The organism is Veillonella ratti, assembly GCF_003992115.1.
GTDB lineage: Bacteria > Bacillota > Negativicutes > Veillonellales > Veillonellaceae > Veillonella_A > Veillonella_A ratti.
Window position 1 is genome coordinate 25,624 of record NZ_RQUX01000002.1, and the last position, 22,295, is coordinate 47,918.

Consider the following 22,295-nt stretch of genomic DNA (forward strand, 5'->3'; position numbering starts at 1 on the left):
TATAACTTAGCATCACTAATTGCTATTAAAATTTCATATTCGGAACTTGAAATTCAACTTTATAGTATAAGAACGGAAAACAGGAGAGCGACCTACCTGCCCTCCTGTTACGGCTTCCTTTACTAGCAACTGTCTTAAAACCATCCTGCCAAACTAATTCAGTTGCTCATTAGATTTTAACTAGCTGCCAAACTCAATTTTCCCTTCGGAAACAACCGGCTCACCGTTCACCGTTTTAGGGCGGTATGCACTGCTGCGCGCCTGTTGCAACGCCCAGCGATCTAACGAACCGTTACCACTGCTGCTGATAATATCTACATCCACAGCTCGACCCGCTTCATTGATCAATACATATACCACGACATTACCTTTACCCGGTAATGAACGGGGTCCTAAATATTCCGCATCAATGACGATATCTCCGGCCGGTTCAGTACCTTCGCCGCCGGCAACGCCGCCTTGACCGCTACCGCCGCCACTACCGGTTCCTTCGCCGGCTTCACTGCCACTGCCGCCGCCCGAACCGGATGATTCACCGGCATACGAACCGGTTGCAGCCGGTGCTACCGGTGCCGCCGGTACTTGCGGTGTATCTTTTTTGATTACCTGTTCTACGGGCACACCGTTTTTAATATCCGCAATCTGCTCTTCGGTTAACGGTGCCGGCGGTTGTACCGTCGACTTTTGCGGCGCTGCTACAGCCGGCCCCGCCGAAGGACCCGCATCTCCGACTACACTGATGGTAATCGGCGTCTTATCGGGCACGAGTTCCGGTTTTTGCAAAAACGACCACACCATACCGCTCATCAACGCCACATTGATAATCACGGACGTCGTAATCGCCATGCGCCAGCGATTTTTATAAATATGAGCAAACGGCGACGTTTTTTGCGTTACCTCTTGTACGTTTTCACTCATACTATCACCTACTTACTTTCGGTAGCTACGGCAATCTTATTGAGCTGCATATTTTTGAGCGTATCCAAAACTTGAACAAATTCACCATACTGCGCACGTTGGTCGGCTCTGAGAATAATCGTTAAATCACCGCCTTTAGCTTTTTCAGCTTCAAGACGTTTGGCCATACCGTTCAAGTCGTACGCATCCTGCTCTACATAAATTTTGCCATCCGCCGTGATGGTAATCGGAATCTTACGCCGCAAATCAACCGAACTGGCTGTGGCTGTCGGTAAGTTCACAGGCATGGATTTTTGCACGACCATGGACAACATACTCATCATGAAAAACACTAATAGGAAGAATATAATGTCAATCATGGGGATAATCATAAGCTTTGGTTTATTAGTTGTACGAAGGCTTCGGATATTCACATTAAGCCTCTTTCGCTACAACATCAACGGCCGCATTCATATACACATCACCGATTTCTTCCATATCGGTAATAAGACCGTCTTGTTTATGCACCAAATAGGAATGGATAACGAGGGCTACGATAGCCACAACAAGGCCTGTTGCTGTAGCAATCAACGCTTCGCCCACGCCGCCGGTAATAGCGAATGGCTGACCGTCGGATACAGATAACACGCTGAAAGAGCTGATCATACCGGTAACCGTACCGAGCAAACCGAGGAGCGGAGCCAAGGTAACGATAGTTTCCAAATAACTCAAGCGAGCACGTAAGCGACCCGCAATGGCACCGGCTGCGCCCTGTAACGCGGCATTTTTGGATTTAACTGTGTCGCGGTAAATAGCCGACGTAAGCATTTCGGCTGCCACACCGCCATCTTCGGCACACAAAGCTTCCAAACCTTTTTGATTATTGGCTGCCGTTAACACAGGTACTTCTTCGCGCAAACGATTCATATTGGATTGCGCTGCACGATAGGTGCGCACCCGTTCTACCAAGATAGCGATAGCTATAATCGAGCAAAGTAACAACGGATACATTACTAATCCGCCTTGGTGAAATAATTCTAATAGTTCCATGAGATACTCCTTTGTTTAAATAAAATAATCTATTAATCACCGCCTTAAAGTCGGTCATTTAACGTTTTAAAATCACTTAACATACAGTGCCGGCCAATAATTTATAATTTTAAATTTACCGAGCCCATCAACTTCACGACCTAACCTTTTCAAAAAAATTTTAGAAGCTATGTTCCACACCTACTACATAATGGCGTTCCGGCATAGCATACGCACCAACCGGATAGTTATACGGTTCTACTTCATAGGATTCATTGGTTAAGTTCAGGCCCTGCGCGTAAATCTTCGTGGAATCACTCAATTTATAACTTACGTTCAAGTCCCAGTTAAAATAGGAGGAATCCGTGTAATAAGCGGTTGAACGACCGGTTACATAACGGAAGTTGTTGGATACGTACCAACGATTCTTTTCATAACTTACTTCCAAGCCATAAGAGTTCGGATGACGGTTCTTATCGTCATTTGTCATACCGCTACCGGTATTAACACGTTGACGCAAGAAGTTGTAAGATGCACGAAGTTTCCAAGCATCATCCAATTTATAAGTAGCGCTCAAGTTGAGACCTTGGCGTTTTTCTTTATTTACGTTGTAGTACACTGTTTTGGCAATGCTTGTATCCCATACCCAATCAAGAGCATCTTTCAATTTGCTTTCATAGATGCTGGCCGATACGAGTAAACGATCGGATACTTGACTGTCAATCCCTAATGTTACGGTATACGATTTTTCCTGTTTCAAATCAGGGTTACCAATCCAGTACGGGGAGTTAGCGTATAACATCTTAAGAGTCGGGTTATTAACGGCCTGGCCCCAAGAAATGTAAGCATGGGTATTTTCATCGAGTTTTTTATTCAAACCGATATGAGATGCCCAGTCACCGCCGAATGTATCGTGATGTTCATAGCGAGTGCCAAGGTTAGCGGTCCAGCCATTGCCGAGTTCCCATTTATCTTCCACATAAGCCGCCTTCGTTTTAGCCCCTTTGTTAAAAGAAACACCATCATTGGTTTCGTCGATATCTTCTTTGTTAAAAGTAGCACCACTGATTAAGGTATGGTCACCAAGTTTCCATGTTTTTTGGCCTTCTAAACCAAACATAGTCAAGTCATGTTCATACGGTGTGCCGGCAAACGGTGCATCCGCTTTTTCAGTATTGCGGTAAGCACGTACGAACGTGCCGGAATCGGAACCGAAGTTATAGGTCACGCCATAGCTCATGTCGGTTGTATTACTCTTCATGCCGGAACCGTAAGCAACACCGTTTTGTGGATCGCTGAGGTAAATGCCGAAGCCGTCTTTACGATGGCTATAGGAGAAATCTACCGTCATGCGGTCATCATCAAAATAATGGTCAAAACGAGCCGTTACATTATTACGGTTAATGGAGCTGTCCGGGAATTCATGAGAATTACCGTTGCTGTCTTTATAGTGATAATTTTTTTGACGCGTTTTGCTGTAGGATACGAAGTACGCATTACTTTCATCACCGCCTTGCGCCGTAATACCGGTTTTCCAGTAACCCCAGCTGCCGACTTCACCTTTAACGGTCGTCTTTTGACCCATAGTACCTTCTTTGGTAATGATGTTAATAACACCGGCTACGGCACGTTCACCGTAGAGCGCGGAGTTAGGGCCTTTTACCACTTCGATACGTTCAATATTTTCAACCGGGAACTGGTCGATATCGATGGCATTATTGGCACCGGATACAATTAAATGATCCCAGTTCATTTTACGGCCGTTTACCATAACGAGCACACGGGTGTCACCGTTAAGTTCAGGGTACGATGCAAAACCTTTCTGAACTACCGGCACATTATTGGCTTTCAACGCATCAGACACACTATTGTAGTTGCCTTGTTCAATTTCTTTAGCCGTAATAACGGTCGTATCCGCCGGAATGTCCACTTTTTCTTCCGATAAACGACTGGCTGTTACGAGCACAACTTTCCCTAAATCTTGCAAATTGCTTTCATCGTAGTCGGCGGCCCACACACTGCCGCTCGTAGCGGTAATTACCAAAGCTGTCAAAACAGCTTTACTTACACCATTGCGATGATTCAATTTCATTATTTTACCTCCTCGAATCCCTGAGCAATTCTCTCCAGGGCATCTACCACACGACCGTTACCATTGTTAACATCCGCAAACGGCACGGCTATAATGCGCCGCTCCCGAATAGCACGCATATTACGCAAATTCGGATCTTTTAACAATTCGGCAATCGCCTCCTCAGCACTTGGCGTACGATTACCTTGACTTACGGTCACAAACACAATTACATCCGGGTCGAACGCCAACACACGTTCCGGCCCCACAACTGAAATCTGTCGGTCGGTCAGGTTATGACCGCCCGCTTTTTTGACAATGTCATCCACAAGATAAACCGGTCCGTATAAGCTATAAGTACTATGCCCATGGGCTTGTAAAATAATGACATTTGGCTTATAGTTCCGTTGATTTACTTGTTCAGTCACTTTTTGCACTCGCTTTTGTAATTGTTCTTTATAGGCACTTGCCCGCTCCGGGACCTGAAAAAGCTGTCCCATATCATCAATAAAGGGATATACTGTACTCTCCATAGTCGGCTGATTCTTACGAATCGTAGCAGGCACAATATATACACCGATATTTCGTTCATACCACTGCCGCACATCACCCAGTGCGGCCGGCGTAAAATGATGTGACCAGCCCATAAGTAAGTCAGGCTGCAACGCCATAACCTGTTCACGGCTGGGCACATAACTATTCGTTACCAAAGGCAAACGACTATAGGTCTCGCGGTATCGCTCCGGTTCTTCACCGTAAGGCTCTACCGTACCGACAATTCGGTTCTCGAGGCCCAAATCAATGAGTAATTCCGTCGCACCGGGATACGTAATAATCACACGACTCGGCGGTTCTTCATATTCAAAACTCATTGGATTTCCGTCACTGTCAAAATTTCGAATAACGATACCGCCTTGATTGGCACTTACCTCACCAACAGGTTGCCAGCGACCGTTAGTATACGCAAACCACACGACTAATACTAAGGCACTAAGCGCTACCAAGCCGATTAAGCGCCGACTCCATCGCTCCCACCGGGACATCATGGCGAATCACCCGAATTCCCAATCATGCTCTGCCTACGATACGTCACAATCGGCGTGCCGTCGTCATGGGCCGACACAATCCCTTTCACATCATACACATCACGAATCAGCTCTTCGCTGATAAGTTCTGCCGGGGAACCGTGATTCACGAGACGTCCTTTTTTCATGATAAAAATCTCATCACAAAAGAGCGAAGCCAAGTTCAAATCATGAAGTGCGGCAATGACGCCAACACCAAGACCTTTAATCACTTCCAACAGTTCCAATTGATAGGTTATATCCAGATGGTTCGTCGGCTCATCTAAAATTAAGTACGACGGTTGTTGGCAAAGCACACGAGCCAACATGACACGTTGCTGCTCACCGCCGGATAACGAAGCAAAGCTTCGTTTAGCTCGGTCCCACATTCCAACCTTTCGGAGGGCCTCCATGGCAAGCTGTGCGTCTTCTTCCGTGTCATCGTCAAAACCTTTTTTATATGGCGTACGACCCATCATTACAATTTGCCACACCGTAAAATCAAAGTTGACCGCATGAAACTGTCCCATCACACCGATTTGCTGAGCCGCTTCGCGAAGCGGAATCGCCGCCAATGGCGTACCGTCAAAGGTTATTTCACCCTGCTGAATGGGAAGGACTCGGTATAAATGTTTCAATAAGGTCGACTTGCCGCACCCATTCGGCCCCATAAGTCCTACAAATTTATCGCCCGGAATGGTGAGTGATAAATCATTTAGAATTTGATTGTTACCGGCACGGTAGCTAAGATTTTTTACTACAATTTCTTTCATACCAGCCTCCTAACCGCCAAAATTCCGACTCGAACCAAAGAGAAGTTTCATAAAGAGCGGCGCCCCCATTAAGGCTGTCAAAATGCCGATTGGCAAATCGCCGGCCGGCAACAGCACACGAGACAGTAAATCGGCCAACACAAGGAAAATGGCACCACCCAACACAACTACGGGCAGCAACCGCTTATGACCGACACCTACAAAGGCACGCGACATGTGAGGAATAACGAGCCCCACAAACCCGATAATACCGCACTGCGAGACGAGCACACCCGTTAAAAGCGCCATACAAGCCATATAGATGTACCGTTTACGCGTCGCATTAATCCCCAGTGTAACCGCCATTTCTTCGCCCAGTAGTAAGGCGTCCAAGGCACGCACCTGGGATAAAAAGTAAACAGTCATACAACCGACCACGAGAGCCGGCCAACCAAGCATGGACCATTTCGCATCGGCTAGCGAACCCATTGTCCAAAACGCGGCACTTTGCATGCCTTCCGCATCACCGGCCATGTAGATAATAAAATTGGACAAAGCCGTACATAAGGCACTCACAACCGCACCGGCCAAGACGAGCTTGACCGTCGAGATGCGTCGCCCCATACCGGCCAAAGCAAGTACTGCCAGAGTTGCCACGATGGCACCGCCAAAAGCCCACAGCGGCACCCCTACATTAGCGGCTCCTAATAAATGACCTAACAGAATCGCTACAACTGCCCCCACCGAGGCACCGGACGCAATCCCCAAAATAAATGGTTCCGCCAGCGGATTTTGCACCGACGCCTGCATAATCGCACCGGATAAAGCCAGTCCGGCACCGACTAATGCGGCCAATATGACACGAGGTATGCGAATATCCCAAATAATATCCGTCATGGCGGGTGGCACCGACTCAGGCACCACGCTCCCCGTTAATTTTGCACTTATTACCGTCATTACTTGCTCTGCCGAGATAGTTACACTGCCCAAGGCTACTGCGGCTATAATTGCGCATAATAAAAAGGCAGTCAGAACCGGTACGGCCCAACTGCCCAATGTTTCAGTTCGATGCTTCGTAGCGGTCTGTAACTCTTGCAGGCGTTCTTGACGTGTCATTAATTCGACATCGTTCATCAACTACCCTCATTTCGTTATGACATAAAAACAGGTCAACAGTATACGTCCCTGATTCCAATAACACTTACCTGAAAATATGAGGTACTATTACATATCGGCTTACTCAAGCCAACTGAAATCGTCGCGCAGTGCTAACCTTGTCGAAAGAGGCCAAATTTTTGGCTACAAATATTACATTGTCCTATGCTACTTAGCATTCGTTTATTATGTATTAAAATTTATAGAATTGAGAAAAAATTCTTCTATTGCATACATTATTTTATATAAAATGATAGTAACTGTCAATACTAACTCATGAAAACTTCCTTTAAAACACTATATATAATCTTATTTTTCAAAATTACCCTTCAACTTAAGAGGAATTAAAATTCAACTTCATCTCATTATCATTAAGTTTGTAAACCTTCACTTCAAAAATTAAGATAACAACTCTTGAATTACTACTCAGTAATTTAAATAAGCTCCATTCCGACAATAATTATCATAAAGAAAAACCGATGTATTCTGTGAAAATACACCGGTTATAAAACCAACACGTTCTCCTATATGCCTAAAAACGCCCCTCAAAAATAAAAGCGATTAGCATCATATCTCAGGTTCCCACGCAAAGCTTATTTACCTTACGAAAGCCCTAAAAATCACTACTAATCGCCTAATCCATATTAACTTGTACTTCAACTAAATATTCACCATACTAGTCTCTATCAACTTTGATACGTTCAATAGCACCAACGGGACAAATCTCATAACAATCGCCGCAACCGATGCAGCCGCTGCCGATAAAAAACTGCTGCGGTTCTTCCACGATAATCTGCACCGGGCAATCCATGGCACAGGCTCCGCATTTAACGCATCGCTCACCATTCACCACGAAACGCCAACTTACCGCATCCTTAAGTTCGGTCGGCAGTTCTTCCTTACTGTTCATTATTTCACCAATTCTTTAGACGCCGCTACAACAGCACGCACCACTTGAGCCACACCATCTTCATCATTAGTCGGCGCCAAATATTTGGCCGTTGCTTTCGTCGTAGCCTCACCATTGGCCATGGCAAACGATACGCCTGCATACGCGAGCATCGTCAAATCATTGTTACTGTCCCCGATAGTCATTACCTCATCGGCCGTAATCCCCAACTTATTAGCCAACGCTTCCACCGCACGGCCTTTGCTGATGCCGGGTTGTACAAACTCCAAATTACCTTCACTGGACTGAATAATCGTAAAATGATCGTCCCCTTCAAAATGCTTCAGAATAGCCTGCTTTTTCTCTTCCGTACCGTAGAACAACTGGATTTTTTCCAAATCCATGCCCGTTTCCACAATATAATCGCGCAAATTCGGCACCATTGTACGACTGGCCTTCATGAGCGGAACCAAATGCGGCGATAAATTAGCGGCAAATTCCTCCATCTCATTGGCCGTGCCGAAAATATTCTTACCGCCATACGCTTCAATATACACATCAAACGGCAACAACTCATCCAATAACCGCAGCCCTTCTTCATTACTGAAAGACTGATGGAAAATCACTTTGGACTCGCCATTCTTCTGCTCTACAACTACAGCCCCGTTACTGCAAATATATTCCTCAATCTCCGGTAAACGATGCAACACCTCGCCCATCTCACCGAACGCACGACCGCTGGCTACCGCCACCGTAATACCCTCAGCCATCGCTTCCTTCATAGCCTGCACCGTCACATCACTGACATGCTTATCCGTATCAACAAGCGTTCCGTCCACATCCGAAACAATCAACTTAATCGGCTTTTTCAAAAAACTCTTATCAAAAGTTGTAATATCCGTCGCCATGCAAAACCTCCTCTAATTTCTTTCTTATAAATACACTTATTAAGTGTTTAATCCCTTTATTAACTACTTTTTATCTTAGTACCTTTAAATTTTATTATAGCATATCTTAATGTGCCTTCCGACTAAATAATTCTTAAACAAAGTCCTTTAATAAAAAAGGGGCCTATACCTTTCTTGCTCCTAGCCTACAGCTTCGCTGATAGGAAAAGTCGCATCGAAAGGTATAGGCCTCCTTTTCTACTCAGAGTACATTAGCCTTTTTTAGAATTATTTAGTCCGGCAAACTTAAGATATGATAAGGGGGGGCGTGTGTGTGATAACTACTCCGTAGCGAGCGAAGCAATGCGGAAAGCCCCTAAATAACACCTGAGCCACGCCACCACCGCTCATTACGCTAAAAACCATCACACTCCCCGTAGCGAGCGAAGCAATGCGGAGAACACCTAAATAACACCTGAGTCACGCCACCACCGCTCATTGCACTAATACAAAACCACATCCCCCGCAGCGAGCGAAGCAATGCGGAAAGCCCCTAAATAACACCTGAGCCACGCCACCACTGCTCATTGCACTAATACAAAACCACATCCCCCGTAGTGAGCGAAGCAATGCGGAGAAGCCCTAAATAACCTCCACACTCCCTTCCCCCGTATAAAGCGATTCGGCCACTGCAACTAAATAACCTCTGAGAAACGGCGCTATCGTACTCCGGTCACCAAAAAGAAGCATATATCTTCCGAAGCGACCTTTCCTATCAGCGAAGCTGTAGGCAGAGAGCGAGGAAGATATATGCTTCTTTTCCCCAGAGCCCATAACGGCTCAGACGCTATTTAGTAAAACGGCCAAATCGATTTATACACCGCCTCCATGCCCGACTCCGGCACTATATGTTTCCACCCGTCATAGAAATCTCCGGCACTGGTAATTACGCCATTTTTATCATAAACAGCATAAGAGAAATATTTTATAATCTTTGCCCGACGAGCCATGACAACAAGAAAAATATCTGACGCCCCATCCGGATACTCCATCTTAACCCATACCCTGGCATGTTCAGCATTTATTTCAGCACTATCCGTATCAACAAACAGCATCGTGCCTTTAACATTCTTGCCAATATAATCCCAATTAACAGCCAATGAAGTACTGTTTAAACCGAATAGCCCTAATAAACAAAAAACTATAAAAAATATACGCATTAATCTCATGGTATTAATCTCCGCCAGCTAGCATACAACTATAACAATCGTATATCAAAATTCACACCTTAACATTTACCACAATAACGAATAAACCCATTCCATCGGCGAATCCGGCACAATAGCAAGCCATTCACTATTGACAGCCCCCGCTTCTAAAACCTCACCGGACGCACCGTACTTAATCCGCGAAATAACTTTCACCGTGCGCGACTCCCGATCCATCCCCATCAAATAATAAATAGTCGTACCGTCAGCACTACCTTTTCGAACCCATAACTTAGCCTGTAAACTCGTCTTTTCAAGACTTTCATTATCGATTAAAAAAGTATCTTTATTAGCACTTTGACCAACATAATACCAATCGGCGGCAGACGAAATATTCCCTATCGATAAAATCCCCAGCAATAAAAATACAGCTAAGCAAACACGCAAATATCTCATTTTACGCCCCCTATTCCCCACACTCTATATCATCACTTATAATTATTTCAATTATACTACAAAAATTTCTCACAGATATATATTTATTTTATATACTTCAAGAAACTCCACCTAAAAAACACATCCGTAACGAGCGAAGCAAAGCGGGCTACGCCTAAATAATTCCCGAGCGTACGGCGCTATCGTTCCATGAGAAAAAAATAAACCATCCTCCAAAGCGCCCCCTGCCTGCAGCATAGCTGCAGGCAGGGAGCGCTTCCACCTCTTTCTCTCCCCGCTCCTAAATAATTTCTGAGCAAAGCCTCTAGCGTTCTCTGAGTAGAAAGACAGAAGACCCCTTCTGCCGCGACCTTTCCTATCAGCGAAGCTATATCTCCTCCCGCCTTCCCTTGACTAAATAATTTCCGAGCCCACGGTGCTATCGTACTCTGAGCAGAAAAGGAGACTATGTCTTCCGATGCGACCTTTCCTATCAGCGAAGCTGTAGGCTGGGAGCAAGGAAGAGCATAGTCTCCTTTTCATCTAACGAGCACAAAGGCTCGAAAATTATTTAGTTAATACCTCTACGCAACGATGGCATAATGTAGGGTGTTCTGCATTCTGCCCTACTGTTTCACGATGGATCCAGCAGCGTTCACATTTTTCAAATTCACTTGGTTTTACAACCACGCTCAAGTGACCTTCTTCGGTAGCCACCGCTTCAGCCGGAGCCGAATCGCGACCTTCTACCAAATGAGCTTCACTTACGATGAGTAAAGCAGCCAACTGATCTTTAACTTCATTCAAGCGTTTGAATACATCACCGTCAGCATATACTGTGATGGATGCATCCAAGGAGTGACCGATTTCTTTGTTCTGACGAGCCGTTTCCAAAGCTTTGGTAAGTTCGGAACGAAGAGCCAAGAGCTTACTCCATTTTTCAGCCAAAGCTTCGTCATAATGAACTTCTTTGCCGGTAGGCCAATCTTCAAGCATTACACTTTCACGCATACCGTCTTCTTTTGGCATGTACTGCCATACTTCTTCAGCGGTGAAGGATAGAACCGGTGCTACCATACGTACCAAGGTTGCTACGATTTCATACATAGCAGTCTGAGCACTGCGACGAGCCTGTGCAGTCGCTTTTTCAGCATACATGGTATCCTTCATTACATCCAAGTAGAAGGAGCTCAAATCAACGGTGCAGAAGTTGTGGATTGTATGATATAAGATATGGAATTCGTAGTTTTCATAGGCTTCCGTAACTTTGCGGCGAACTTCTTCCAAACGAAGGAGTGCCCATTTATCGATTTCAGACAAGTTTTCATAAGCCACTTTATCCGTATTCGGATTGAAGTCGTCCAAGTTGCCCAATAAGAAGCGGAATGTGTTACGAATCTTACGATATACTTCAGACAACTGTTTAACGATATCTTTGGACAAACGAACGTCGCCCTGGTAATCCGCGGAGGATACCCAAAGACGCATTACGTCGGCGCCGTATACATCGATGATATCGGAAGGTGCTACCGTATTACCTACAGATTTAGACATTTTACGGCCTTCACCGTCAACTACGAAACCGTGAGTCAATACGGAATTGTAAGGGGCCTTACCGGTTGTGGCCACTGCCGTAAGCAAGGAAGAGTTGAACCAACCGCGATGCTGGTCAGAACCTTCAAGGTACATAGCGCATGGCACTTCAAGACCTTCGTTTTCCAAAACACCGGCCCAAGAGGAACCGCTATCGAACCAAACGTCCATGATGTCAGTTTCTTTGTGGAATTCGCCATGGCCGCAATGAGGGCAAGTGAAGCCTTCAGGTAATAGTTCTTTCGCTGTATGATTCCACCAAGCGTCGGAGCCTTCTTTGGCAACCCAAGCCTGAACGGATTTGATAGTGTCGTCGTTAACTACATAATCACCGCAAGAATCGCAGTAGAATACAGGGATTGGCACGCCCCATACACGTTGACGGGAGATTACCCAGTCCCCGCGGTCCGCAATCATATTGTAGATGCGGTCATGACCCCATTTAGGAATCCACTGTACTTGATTGTCGATAACATCAAGAGCTGCTTTGCGGTAACCGTCAACGGAAGAGAACCACTGTTCGGTGGCACGGTAGATTACCGGGTTTTTACAACGCCAGCAGTGTGCATATTGGTGACGCAACGTACCTTTATGTAATAAAGCACCGTTATGAGCTACAATTTTCAAGATAGGCACTTCGGCTTCGTGAATTTCTTTGCCGGCCAACGGTTCTTCCGTATCGCCGTAACGATCGTTATCTACAGCGGCCACATAGTTACCGGTCGCATTAACGAAGGAAAGAATTTCAGTGTTGATTTTGCCTTCTTTATTATATTTTTGGAAAATCCCAAAGTCTTCTTCGCCGTGTGCAGGCGCGGTATGAACGCAGCCGGTACCGGCTTCAAGTGTTACATGGTCGCCCAATAATACTCTAACTTCGCGGTCAATGAACGGATGCTTGAACGTAGCCAATTCCAAGTCGGAACCTGGGAAGGTTTTAACTACTTTGTAGTCTTCAACCTGAGCATCTTTCATAGCCGATTCAACAAGTTCTACGGCCATCAAGTAGTATTCATCGCCAACCTGTACCCATGCATACTCAAGGTCAGGGTTTACGGAGATGGCCTGGGATGCAGGTAATGTCCAAGGTGTGGTTGTCCAGATTACGGCATATGCTTTAGCCGGATCCACACCTTCCGGTAACGTACGTTTTACTTCGTCTACATACGCATATTTTACATAGATAGAGAAGGATTTCTTTTCATGGTATTCGATTTCCGCTTCAGCCAACGCTGTTTCACAGTGCGTACACCAGTAAACAGTTTTAAGACCTTTGTAGATGTAACCGCGTTTCGCCATTTCACCGAAGATACCAAGCTGTTTAACTTCAAACGCAGGTTTTAATGTCAAATACGGATCTTCAAAACGGCCGAGCACACCGAAACGGATGAAGTCTTTTTTCTGTTCTTCCACGCACTGTAAGGCATATTCTTTACATTTAGCGCGAAGATCCAAAGGACTCATTTCATGACGGTTAAGGCCGGTGTTTTTGATGATGGCATGTTCGATTGGCAAACCATGCGTATCCCAACCGGGAATATATGGAGTGTAAAAACCTTGCATGGTTTTGTATTTCATGATGATATCTTTTAACGTTTTGTTAAGGGCATGGCCGATATGAAGTTTGCCGTTTGCATACGGAGGTCCGTCATGCAACACAAAGCTCTTGTTGCCTTTTCTTAATTCCAAACGTTTTTCGTAGATTTTATTGTCTTCCCAAAATTTTAAATACTCAGGTTCGCGTTTTGGCAAGTTGCCGCGCATAGGAAATTCCGTTGCAGGCAAATGCAAAGTTTTACCGTAATCCATAAATACTCTCCTCTCAACTAATAAAAAAAGCGCTCATCCCCGAAGGGACGAACGCGATAGTCCGTGGTACCACCCTACTGACTCATAAAGAGCCACTCACGCATATAACGGTGCTCACCGATAAAGTTAAAACTTTATATGCTCCCAAGTGATTCGTTATTTCTTCATTCACTGACCTCGCACCATCTGTCAGCTCGCTGAGAATTACCCGAAATAACCGTCTTTGTCATCGCATTCTATCATATGTATAAAACATTTTCTTATAACTAAAATATCCATAGCGAGATGCTATGGTATTTTGCCTTAGCTAGAGTATAGAGAAGTACCTCCATTTTGTCAAGTCATTTCATATACACTTTTTGTAAAAAAAGTGTATAATTAAAACATCTACTAACAAATTCAAAAGGAGGATTTATATGCTTGCTTGGCAACGTACTGTATACATTTGTTTCTTCGGTGCGTTCTTATCGGCCTTGGGGCTTAGCCAATTGGCGCCGCTCTTGCCGATTTATATGAACGAACTGGGAGTCACCACAACAAACGAAACAGCCTATTGGTCAGGCTTGGCGATGGGTATCACATATTTAGTCGTCGCATTAGTTTCTCCCTATTGGGGTCGTTTAGCCGACCGTAAAGGTCGTAAAATATCCTTATTACGAGCCAGTTTTGGGATGATGATCTGCAATCTGCTCATGTGCTTTGTACAATCGCCATTGCAACTTGTGTTCGTCCGATTTATACACGGCCTTGTTTCCGGCTTTTTCTCCGCTTCCATCATTCTGGTGGCATCGGAAACACCGGAAGAAAAAACGGGTTGGGCTCTGTCGGTGCTGGCCTCATCCAATTTGGCCGGTTCACTCATCGGTCCCTTAATCGGCGGTTACTTAGCCGATATGTTTGGCGTCCGTTTCTCCTTTTTCATCATTGCCTGCTTCTTAGGCGCCGCCTTTTTACTTGTGTTTTTCTTTGTTCACGAGTCCTTTACACCGGATCCAAACAAGGTGGCACACAATTTTAAAGAGTTGCGTCAACAATTACCGAACTTCCACGAGCTGTTAATTGTAGCGGCCTCTACTTTTATTTATGCACTCTCTCTGATGAGCTTGCAGCCGATTATCACGGTGTACTTAAGTGAAATTGTACCGCCTGATACACCGCAACTGGCCTTATTGGCAGGGCTCGTCTTTGCCTCAACCGGTTTTGCGCAAATGCTGAGCAGTTCCTATATAGGCAAATGGATAGACCGCATCGGTCCGCGGCCTATCCTCATCGGTTCGTTAATTTATGTAGCCCTCGTTACCATACCACAGGCCTATGTCACTTCGGCCTTGGAACTTGGCGTTTTGCGCTTTTTAACCGGCCTCGGGCTCGCCGGCCTATTACCGTCACTCAACACGTATATTTCCACTCATGCACCTAAAACCGTTTCCGGCCAAGTCTTTTCCTATACCCAGACGACTCAGTTCTTGGGGTATTTCCTCGGTTCCGTCGGCGGTGCACTCTTCATGGGGCAATTCGGCTTTACCGCCCTCTTCTGGGCCAGTGGTCTGCTATTCTTAGCCAATGCCGTGTGGGTGTACTTTAAGTTAAGATTGTAAATATACTTTATCCTGTGAATTAACTATATGCTTTATCCTGTGAATTAACTAAATGCTTTAAACTCTGAATTAAATTACAATCCTATCTATACTAAAAATACTTTCTCCACTCAATTAACCAAAGCGTCAGTTTATACCGTACGAGTCACACTGCGACGCCATTGCATGGCTTCTTCATATTCTTTGGAATAATTCAAAATAAACTTGTCCAATTCTTGGATGAGTTTATTTTTTTCTTCCGGTAATCTAGCACGGAATGTCACGCCATTTGTGGATGTCACCGCATCAACCGTAATTTTATTGTTCAGGTTACGTAAAAACTCGCGGAACTCCTGAATGCGTTCTAGTTCCGTTTCTTCCGTAAATTTGCCGGCTTTCATTTCTTCATACAATTCAGTATCCGGTAAAACAGAAACCGTCGTTAAATACATATAATGCGGGTGAATTTGATTCCATATTTCGGCACTCCGTTTAGCGCTGATCACAGCTTTACCTAGGCCGGCCAAACCGCCTAAGTAAATAACGCGATAGTCCATACCGGCTTCCTCTATTTTTTTACACTCACGCACAATATCTTCGGCCGTATAGCCCTTATTCACCGCTTCAAGAACTTCATCATCACCACTTTCAATACCGATAACAATATCATTAAAGCCCAATTCTTTTAATTGGCGTAAATCTTCTACCGATTTTTGATAAAAATCATTAATACGCCCATAAGTTGCAATATTAGCTTCTGGCAAATATTTTTTGAATAATTTGCCAATCTCTGTCAAACGATCCATGGAAAGAGCTAACGGATTACCACCGGATGCCCAAGCACGTTTCGCATGCGGATAAAGACGAGATGCTTCCTGTAAATCGCCTTCTATTTTTTCAATATCCACTACGCGGAAGGGATAGCCTTTATAAAAATTGCAAAACGTACAAGCGTCATGAGTACAACCAACGGTTACTTCAATAAACACACTATCGGCATCGGTTGCCGGTCTTACAATAGGGCCGCTAAATTGCATACTATTTTACCTGCTTTCTTTACCAAATCATCATATATCGAATTATAGATATGTTATGAAAAATAAAAAGCAGCGAACACTGCCTTTTATCTAAAGCGTACTATTAATTTCGGCCTTAAAACTTTCTATCACTTTTTCATTACGGCGATAATATGTCCATTTGCCAAAGCGAGCGGACTCTAATAACCCAGCCCGTTGCATAAGGTCTAAGTAATGGGACACGGCCGATTGCGAAATGCCTAATTTTTCTTGAATACTCCCTACACAGACTCCTCCTTTAAACGCGTCTTCCTCAGGCATATGAAATCCCTGGGGCGGGAAGTGCTTCGACGGTTCTTTTAACCATTGTAAAATTTTTAGGCGGCTTTCATTAGATAGCGCTTTAAAAATATCTTGTAATTCTTTATTACTCATAATTTTATTATATCTTAATTTTGAGATATGTCAATATATATTACCTAAGTATTTCGATTTACTGTCGTCAGGATAAAATGATTTAATCTGAAACTATCCACTCAATACTATTTGCTCTTCTCTCGAGCCAAAATAAATATTGTCGATAGAATAAGAACAAAGCCGATAATATCAGTAGTTAAAAATTCACTGCCCAATAAAGCCCATCCTAGTAGGGCTGCCGAAATCGGCTCTACCGAAGATAATACAGAGCCTTTTACGGCAACAATGCGGCGTACCCCTTCCAAATAGGCATTGAAGGAAATAATCGTGCCTAACACAACCACATTAAAAAAAGCAATATAGGTCCACATATCCCATTCACCGGGTACAACAAGCGGCTTAGCCCAGGGAGTTATGATAATGCCCGAAAACAACATGGCAAAACCGACAATCGGACCCGTGCCGTAACGGCGCAACAATGAAACCGGCTGAACGCTGTAGATAGCTACCGCCACGGCTAAAAGCAATCCCCAAAAGAGGACTTTTTCATCAATACCGGCCAACGATAACTTACCCTGTAATGCAATCATAGCCGTCCCTATGGTGGCCAACACGATGCTTATGGCTTCGCCCCAAGTAGGCAATTTCAGATACCGAATAGCCATATAGAGTACAATAATAATCGGCGCTAAGTACTGTAACACGGTGGCAATGCCCGCACCGGCATAATAAATCGAGCGGAAGTAGGCGTATTGGCATAAGGCCATGCCGAGCAAACCGAACACCAGAACACCAATCACATCTTTTGGCGTTTTAAACACTTCAAAAATCTTACCGTGCCCTTGCCAATATGCGGCTATAACGGTGACAACACCGGAGATTAATAAGCGTACGACCAATAACCATTCCGGCGTGATGCCGCGCTGTTGTTGTAAAAATTGTGATGAGGCGCCCGATAACCCCCATAAAATACCGCCCATGAGCGTCAGACCGATACCGATTAAAAACTTTCTATCCATATTTTCATCCTTCGAAGTAAAGTACTAAAAACGACCGGCCATAAGCCGGTCGTCCTTCATTTACTGCTATTGTAACAAATCGCCAATTGCTTATCAAGCCAATAAGTTGGTGACTACAATCACAAATAGCTTATCAAGCCAATAACTTCATAGCTACTTTGACAACAATTTTTAATACTTTGGCAGGCTCATCATTAACGGCGCAACATGGTCGATGAATGTCTTCCGGGTAGAAAATAACATATGTCCCCGGTGTGGCTAATACAAAGCCTTCATCGGTCACTTCCGAAGCATAAAAATATAAATCTCTGTCCGGATGTGCTTCAGTTACCTTTTCAATACCATAATCCGGTAAGAAGCCCATTTTTTCTTGCCCATCGATGACGAACTGAACATCTAAATAGTCCTTATGTGATTCAGGTCGCGTATCTGCTATTTTTTTAGTCGTCACTTCTTGCAGCATGGCAAAAATATTGTCACCGTCAATGTCATGACGCCCCAATGGCAGCTGCTTAAAATCCGTAGACTTCAACCAATCGAGTACGCGTACCAACACGGGCGAATACCCGAGACCGTTATAATTTACATTTACATTACCAAATATCACAATATGTCCCTTCTTATCTGTTTAAACGCCTTCTTATTACTAATCAGCTGTAAATTAATGTCTATAAATGGAAGCTCGGCTACTGCTAAGCTTCCATTTATGTATTGAACATTTATTTATTAATCAAACATTTATTTATAAATCACATAGTATTTTATTCTTCATCAGCGGTACCATCAAATTTAGCAATGATTGCTTCCGCTGTTTTATGAGGCACTTCTTCATAGGAGTTGAATTCCATGTTGAAAACGCCTTGCCCTTGCGTCATGGAGCGCAATACAGTTACATAATCGAGCATTTCAGCAAACGGCACCTGTGCTTTTACCACAGTAATGCCTTCACGTTCACCCTGTTCCATGCCGAGCACACGACCGCGACGACTATTCAAATCGCCCATAATATCACCCATGAAAGCATCCGGTGCAAACACGTTTACATTGTAAACAGGTTCTAAGAGTACCGGTTTAGCCTGTGGCACGCCTTTCTTCAAGGCTTGCGCCGCGGCTACCTTGAATGCTAATTCCGAGGAGTCAACAGCATGGTAAGAACCGTCTAATAAGGTTACCTTCACACCAATCATAGGATAGCCGGCCAATAAGCCTTTTTCCAATGTTTCTCGGGCACCTTTTTCTACAGCCGGAATATACTGCTTAGGTACCGCACCACCGAAGATTTTATCTACAAATTCAAAATCACTTTCCGTGGATGGCTCAATAGCAATTTTAACATGACCATACTGACCATGACCGCCGCTTTGTTTCTTATGCTTGCCTTCTACTTCTACATGGCCGCGAACCGTTTCACGATATGGAATATACGGTTTTTCCAATTTAGCTTTTACGCCATATTTACGTTCCATCTTAGTGAGGATATGATCCAAATGGACTTCGCCCATACAACGAACTTGCATCTGACGCCCTTCTACGTCTTTAACAACTACACAAGTCGGGTCTTCTTCCGAAATGCGCTGTAATGCGCCGGCTAATTTTTCTTCTTCCCCTTTCTTTTCAGGAACCATTGCTACCGTATGGAGCGGTTGTGGGAAGCGAATCTGACGATATTTAACTTTGAACGCAGGCGTTGCAAAAGTATCACCGGTCTTAGTTACAGCCAATTTAGGAATAACAACGATATCACCGGCGCGAGCTTCCGTAACAGGAACCTGTTGCTTACCGATGAGGGTATACATTTTACCCCATTTTTCTTCCACGCCTTGGTTCATATTAAGGAGTTTATCCCCTTCTTTTAATTCACCGGAGAACACACGCACAAAGCTCTGTTTGCCGGCAAACGGATCTAAAACGGTCTTAAATACAAAACCGGTAAACGGTTTATCCACATGAACAACGCGTTCTTCGCCTGTCTCAACATCTTCAGCAGTCATAACTCGTTTAGACGCATCCGGCATGTAGCGAATCATACGATCGAGTACTTGGTCCATGCCGATATTATTAGTGGCACTGCCGCACATAACGGCACATACGCGACCGGTCAACATACCTTCGCGAAGGCCTTGACGAATTTCTTCCAAAGTAAGCTCTTGACCGTCTAAATATTTTTCCAATAAGGTATCGTCACCTTCAGCAGCGGATTCTACCGTTAATTCACGGATTTCTTCTACTTTGGCAGACAATTCTGCCGGTACCGGCACTTCGGTAACCTTGCCGTTTTCATACACATAAGCCGTACGTTTTGCTACGTCAACAACACCTTTAAAATCAGGACCTTCGCCGATTGGAATCTGCAGTGGCATGATGGCTTTGCCGAATAAGTCGTGCATTTTTTCAAGAGTGCCGAAGAAGTCGGCCCCTTCCATATCCATTTTGTTAATAAAAGCCATGCGCGGCATCTGCAATTCTACCCCGTAATCCCAAGCGCGAATGGTGTCCACTTCTACACCCGATGTAGCGGAGAGTACCATAAGCATGCCGTCGGAAGCACGCAATGCGGCGCGCACTTCACCATGGAATTCGGAATAACCCGGCGTATCAATGAAATTAATTTTATAATTTTTCCATTCACATGGTGCCATACCAAGCTGAATAGTAACATTACGTTTAATTTCTTCAGGTTCAAAATCCATAATATGTTTGTTGTCTTGCCCTTTACCGACGGATTGAACAGCGCCGCAAGCTAAAAGCAAAGATTCTACCAATGCTGTTTTGCCCGCACCATCGTGAGATACAACAGCCACATTACGAATTAAATCACTAGCATATTCTTTCATATGAACCGCCTCCTTTAAAGCGCAGAAACGCAATTTACTGTATGTATTCGATGCGACCATATGAAATTCCTTTATATTTATTATACATTTTTCGAAATTATAGTAATTTTTTTAAAATTGTCCCCTAAAATTGTGCAAACAGCTTGCCAAAAACGACTATATAACGTAACATTAGAGAATATATATAAGAGGTTCGGCAGCGTAACACGGTAGTTGAGTATTTTTGAAGAGCCGAACATAAAGGGGGATTTTTTATGAGTGAAAAATCAAATCAAGGTCACGACCATAGTATGAAACGTGGTCTCAAAAACCGTCACATGCAGATGATTGCCTTAGGCGCATCGGTAGGTACCGGCCTGTTTTACGGCTCGGCGCCGACGATCAAATTGGTAGGACCGGGTATTATTGCATCCTATGCATTGGCAGGCCTTTTTATTTTCTTCGTTATGCGCATGCTCGGTGAAATGGCCGTACGCGAACCGGTATCGGGTTCATTCAGTCATTTTGCCAACAAATATTGGAACGGTTTTATGGGTTACTTGGCCGGCTGGAATTATTGGACCTTATTTATGCTCGCCGGCATGGCGGAACTGGCGGCCATCGCCGTGTACCTCGCCTATTGGTTCCCGGACATTCCGCATTGGCTGACTACGCTCATATGCCTTGTGATTATCACGGCCATTAACTTAATCAACGTTAAGGCCTACGGCGAAGTTGAGTTCTGGGCGTCCTTCATCAAAATCGGCGCTATCGTCAGCATGATTTTATTCGGTTTCTACCTGATTTTCACCACCATGGGTTCCTTCCCTCATAACTTCCATAACTTATGGGATAACGGTGGTTTCTTCCCGAATGGTTCTTGGGGCTTCCTTTGCTCCTTGGCCGTTGTTATGTTCTCCTTCGGCGGTGTCGATCTTATCGGTATTACGGCGGGCGAAGCGGAGAATCCTGAAAAAAGCTTACCAACCGCAATTAATGAATTATTATTACGTATCTTAATTTTCTACATTGGCACCATGGTTGTACTTATGTCTTTGGCACCTTGGGATAAAGTTGGTCTTGAAGCCAGCCCATTCGTTCAAATCTTTGAAGAAATCGGTATTCCCGCGGCTTCCAACATTTTGAACCTCGTAGTACTTGTAGCGGCTTTATCTGTATTCAACAGTATTTTATACAGTAACTCCCGTATGTTGTACGGTTTGGCACAAGCAGGTAATGCACCTAAGATTTTCAGTTATTTGACGGTTCACGGTGTGCCATTGGCCAGTATCTTATTCTCATCCGGGTTAGCGTTAATTATCGTTTTGACAACCTACCTCTATCCGCAAGCTGGTGAAGTGTTCATGCATCTCTTGGCACTCGTAGTAGCCGGTCTTGTAATCAGCTGGTTCGTCATCATCGCTACGCACATGAAATTCCGTAGCACTTTCATTCGAGAAGGCCGTCTTGATGAATTGAAATTCAAATCGCCGCTCTATCCGGTCATCAACTACTTATGTATTTTATTCCTGTTGGTAGTTGTAGTCGTTATGTATCAAATGGACAGCTTCCGACCATCGGTAATCGCAATTCCGTTCTGGATTCTGTTCTTGTATGTAACATATAAGTTGAAAAAAGTTAAAAAATAACAAAGTAAAACGAGG

The 22,295-nt window shown here is 44.4% G+C and carries 19 protein-coding genes and 1 other annotated feature; of the genes, 2 read left to right on the plus strand and 17 right to left on the minus strand.

Going from position 1 to position 22,295, the window contains the following annotated elements; genetic code table 11:
* Window positions 1–180: 180 nt before the first annotated feature.
* The 12 genes from EO124_RS01040 to ileS form a co-directional block, all read right to left on the minus strand.
* Window positions 181–918: an energy transducer TonB gene (locus EO124_RS01040; RefSeq protein ID WP_127057952.1), complete on the minus strand. Its 738-nt coding sequence runs from the start codon at window positions 916–918 to the stop codon at window positions 181–183.
* A gap of 8 nt (window positions 919–926) precedes the next feature.
* Window positions 927–1,331 carry an ExbD/TolR family protein gene (locus EO124_RS01045; protein ID WP_127057953.1) on the minus strand — a complete coding sequence of 135 codons (405 nt, stop codon included), beginning with the start codon at window positions 1,329–1,331 and terminating at the stop codon, window positions 927–929.
* Between the two features lies 1 nt (window position 1,332).
* A complete protein-coding gene (locus EO124_RS01050) occupies window positions 1,333–1,947 on the minus strand; it encodes a MotA/TolQ/ExbB proton channel family protein (RefSeq protein WP_127057954.1) in 615 nt (204 codons plus the stop codon).
* A 160-nt stretch (window positions 1,948–2,107) separates the two neighbouring features.
* Entirely contained in the window at window positions 2,108–4,018 is a 1,911-nt protein-coding gene (locus EO124_RS01055; protein ID WP_127057955.1) for a TonB-dependent receptor plug domain-containing protein, read from the minus strand.
* Window positions 4,018–5,043: an ABC transporter substrate-binding protein gene (locus EO124_RS01060; protein WP_206512516.1), complete on the minus strand. Its 1,026-nt coding sequence runs from the start codon at window positions 5,041–5,043 to the stop codon at window positions 4,018–4,020. Before EO124_RS01060 ends, EO124_RS01055 begins: the two co-directional genes overlap by 1 nt.
* Complete coding sequence (locus EO124_RS01065; protein WP_127057956.1) at window positions 5,040–5,834, minus strand: ABC transporter ATP-binding protein; 795 nt, start codon at window positions 5,832–5,834, stop codon at window positions 5,040–5,042. Before EO124_RS01065 ends, EO124_RS01060 begins: the two co-directional genes overlap by 4 nt.
* Before the next feature lie 9 nt (window positions 5,835–5,843).
* Window positions 5,844–6,947 (minus strand): FecCD family ABC transporter permease, encoded by a 1,104-nt coding sequence (locus tag EO124_RS01070; RefSeq protein WP_206512517.1) that lies wholly within the window; start codon window positions 6,945–6,947, stop codon window positions 5,844–5,846.
* A gap of 697 nt (window positions 6,948–7,644) precedes the next feature.
* The gene (locus EO124_RS01075; RefSeq protein ID WP_127057957.1) at window positions 7,645–7,878 is read right to left on the minus strand and encodes a ferredoxin family protein; all 234 of its coding nucleotides are present in this window, start codon (window positions 7,876–7,878) and stop codon (window positions 7,645–7,647) included.
* A complete protein-coding gene (locus tag EO124_RS01080) occupies window positions 7,878–8,765 on the minus strand; it encodes an HAD family hydrolase (RefSeq protein ID WP_127057958.1) in 888 nt (295 codons plus the stop codon). Before EO124_RS01080 ends, EO124_RS01075 begins: the two co-directional genes overlap by 1 nt.
* An 830-nt stretch (window positions 8,766–9,595) precedes the next feature.
* A complete protein-coding gene (locus tag EO124_RS01085; RefSeq protein ID WP_127057959.1) occupies window positions 9,596–9,904 on the minus strand; it encodes a hypothetical protein in 309 nt (102 codons plus the stop codon).
* A gap of 135 nt (window positions 9,905–10,039) precedes the next feature.
* Window positions 10,040–10,408, minus strand: a complete 369-nt coding sequence (locus EO124_RS01090; RefSeq protein ID WP_127057960.1) for a hypothetical protein — start codon at window positions 10,406–10,408, stop codon at window positions 10,040–10,042.
* 546 nt (window positions 10,409–10,954) lie between these two features.
* Complete coding sequence (gene ileS / locus EO124_RS01095; RefSeq protein WP_127057961.1) at window positions 10,955–13,789, minus strand: isoleucine--tRNA ligase; 2,835 nt, start codon at window positions 13,787–13,789, stop codon at window positions 10,955–10,957.
* Between the two features lie 40 nt (window positions 13,790–13,829).
* Window positions 13,830–14,028: a binding site (T-box leader), on the minus strand.
* 177 nt (window positions 14,029–14,205) lie between these two features.
* Here ileS and EO124_RS01100 point away from each other — a divergent pair.
* On the plus strand, window positions 14,206–15,387 hold the full coding sequence (locus tag EO124_RS01100; protein ID WP_127057962.1) for an MFS transporter: 1,182 nt from the start codon (window positions 14,206–14,208) through the stop codon (window positions 15,385–15,387).
* A 131-nt stretch (window positions 15,388–15,518) separates the two neighbouring features.
* On the opposite strand, the gene EO124_RS01105 is transcribed toward EO124_RS01100, so the two are convergent.
* The 5 genes from EO124_RS01105 to fusA form a co-directional block, all read right to left on the minus strand.
* Window positions 15,519–16,403, minus strand: coding sequence for a radical SAM protein (locus EO124_RS01105; protein ID WP_127057963.1), 885 nt, complete (start codon window positions 16,401–16,403; stop codon window positions 15,519–15,521).
* A 90-nt stretch (window positions 16,404–16,493) separates the two neighbouring features.
* Window positions 16,494–16,817 (minus strand): ArsR/SmtB family transcription factor, encoded by a 324-nt coding sequence (locus EO124_RS01110; protein ID WP_127057964.1) that lies wholly within the window; start codon window positions 16,815–16,817, stop codon window positions 16,494–16,496.
* A 107-nt stretch (window positions 16,818–16,924) separates the two neighbouring features.
* Window positions 16,925–17,818, minus strand: a complete 894-nt coding sequence (locus EO124_RS01115) for a DMT family transporter (RefSeq protein ID WP_127057965.1) — start codon at window positions 17,816–17,818, stop codon at window positions 16,925–16,927.
* A gap of 133 nt (window positions 17,819–17,951) precedes the next feature.
* Window positions 17,952–18,425, minus strand: a complete 474-nt coding sequence (locus EO124_RS01120; protein WP_164726524.1) for a NanQ anomerase/TabA/YiaL family protein — start codon at window positions 18,423–18,425, stop codon at window positions 17,952–17,954.
* A gap of 154 nt (window positions 18,426–18,579) precedes the next feature.
* Window positions 18,580–20,652: an elongation factor G gene (gene fusA, locus EO124_RS01125; protein ID WP_127057967.1), complete on the minus strand. Its 2,073-nt coding sequence runs from the start codon at window positions 20,650–20,652 to the stop codon at window positions 18,580–18,582.
* Window positions 20,653–20,906: 254 nt separating this feature from the next.
* Between fusA and EO124_RS01130 the strand changes: the two genes are divergently transcribed.
* On the plus strand, window positions 20,907–22,280 hold the full coding sequence (locus EO124_RS01130; protein WP_127057968.1) for an amino acid permease: 1,374 nt from the start codon (window positions 20,907–20,909) through the stop codon (window positions 22,278–22,280).
* Window positions 22,281–22,295: the final 15 nt, after the last annotated feature.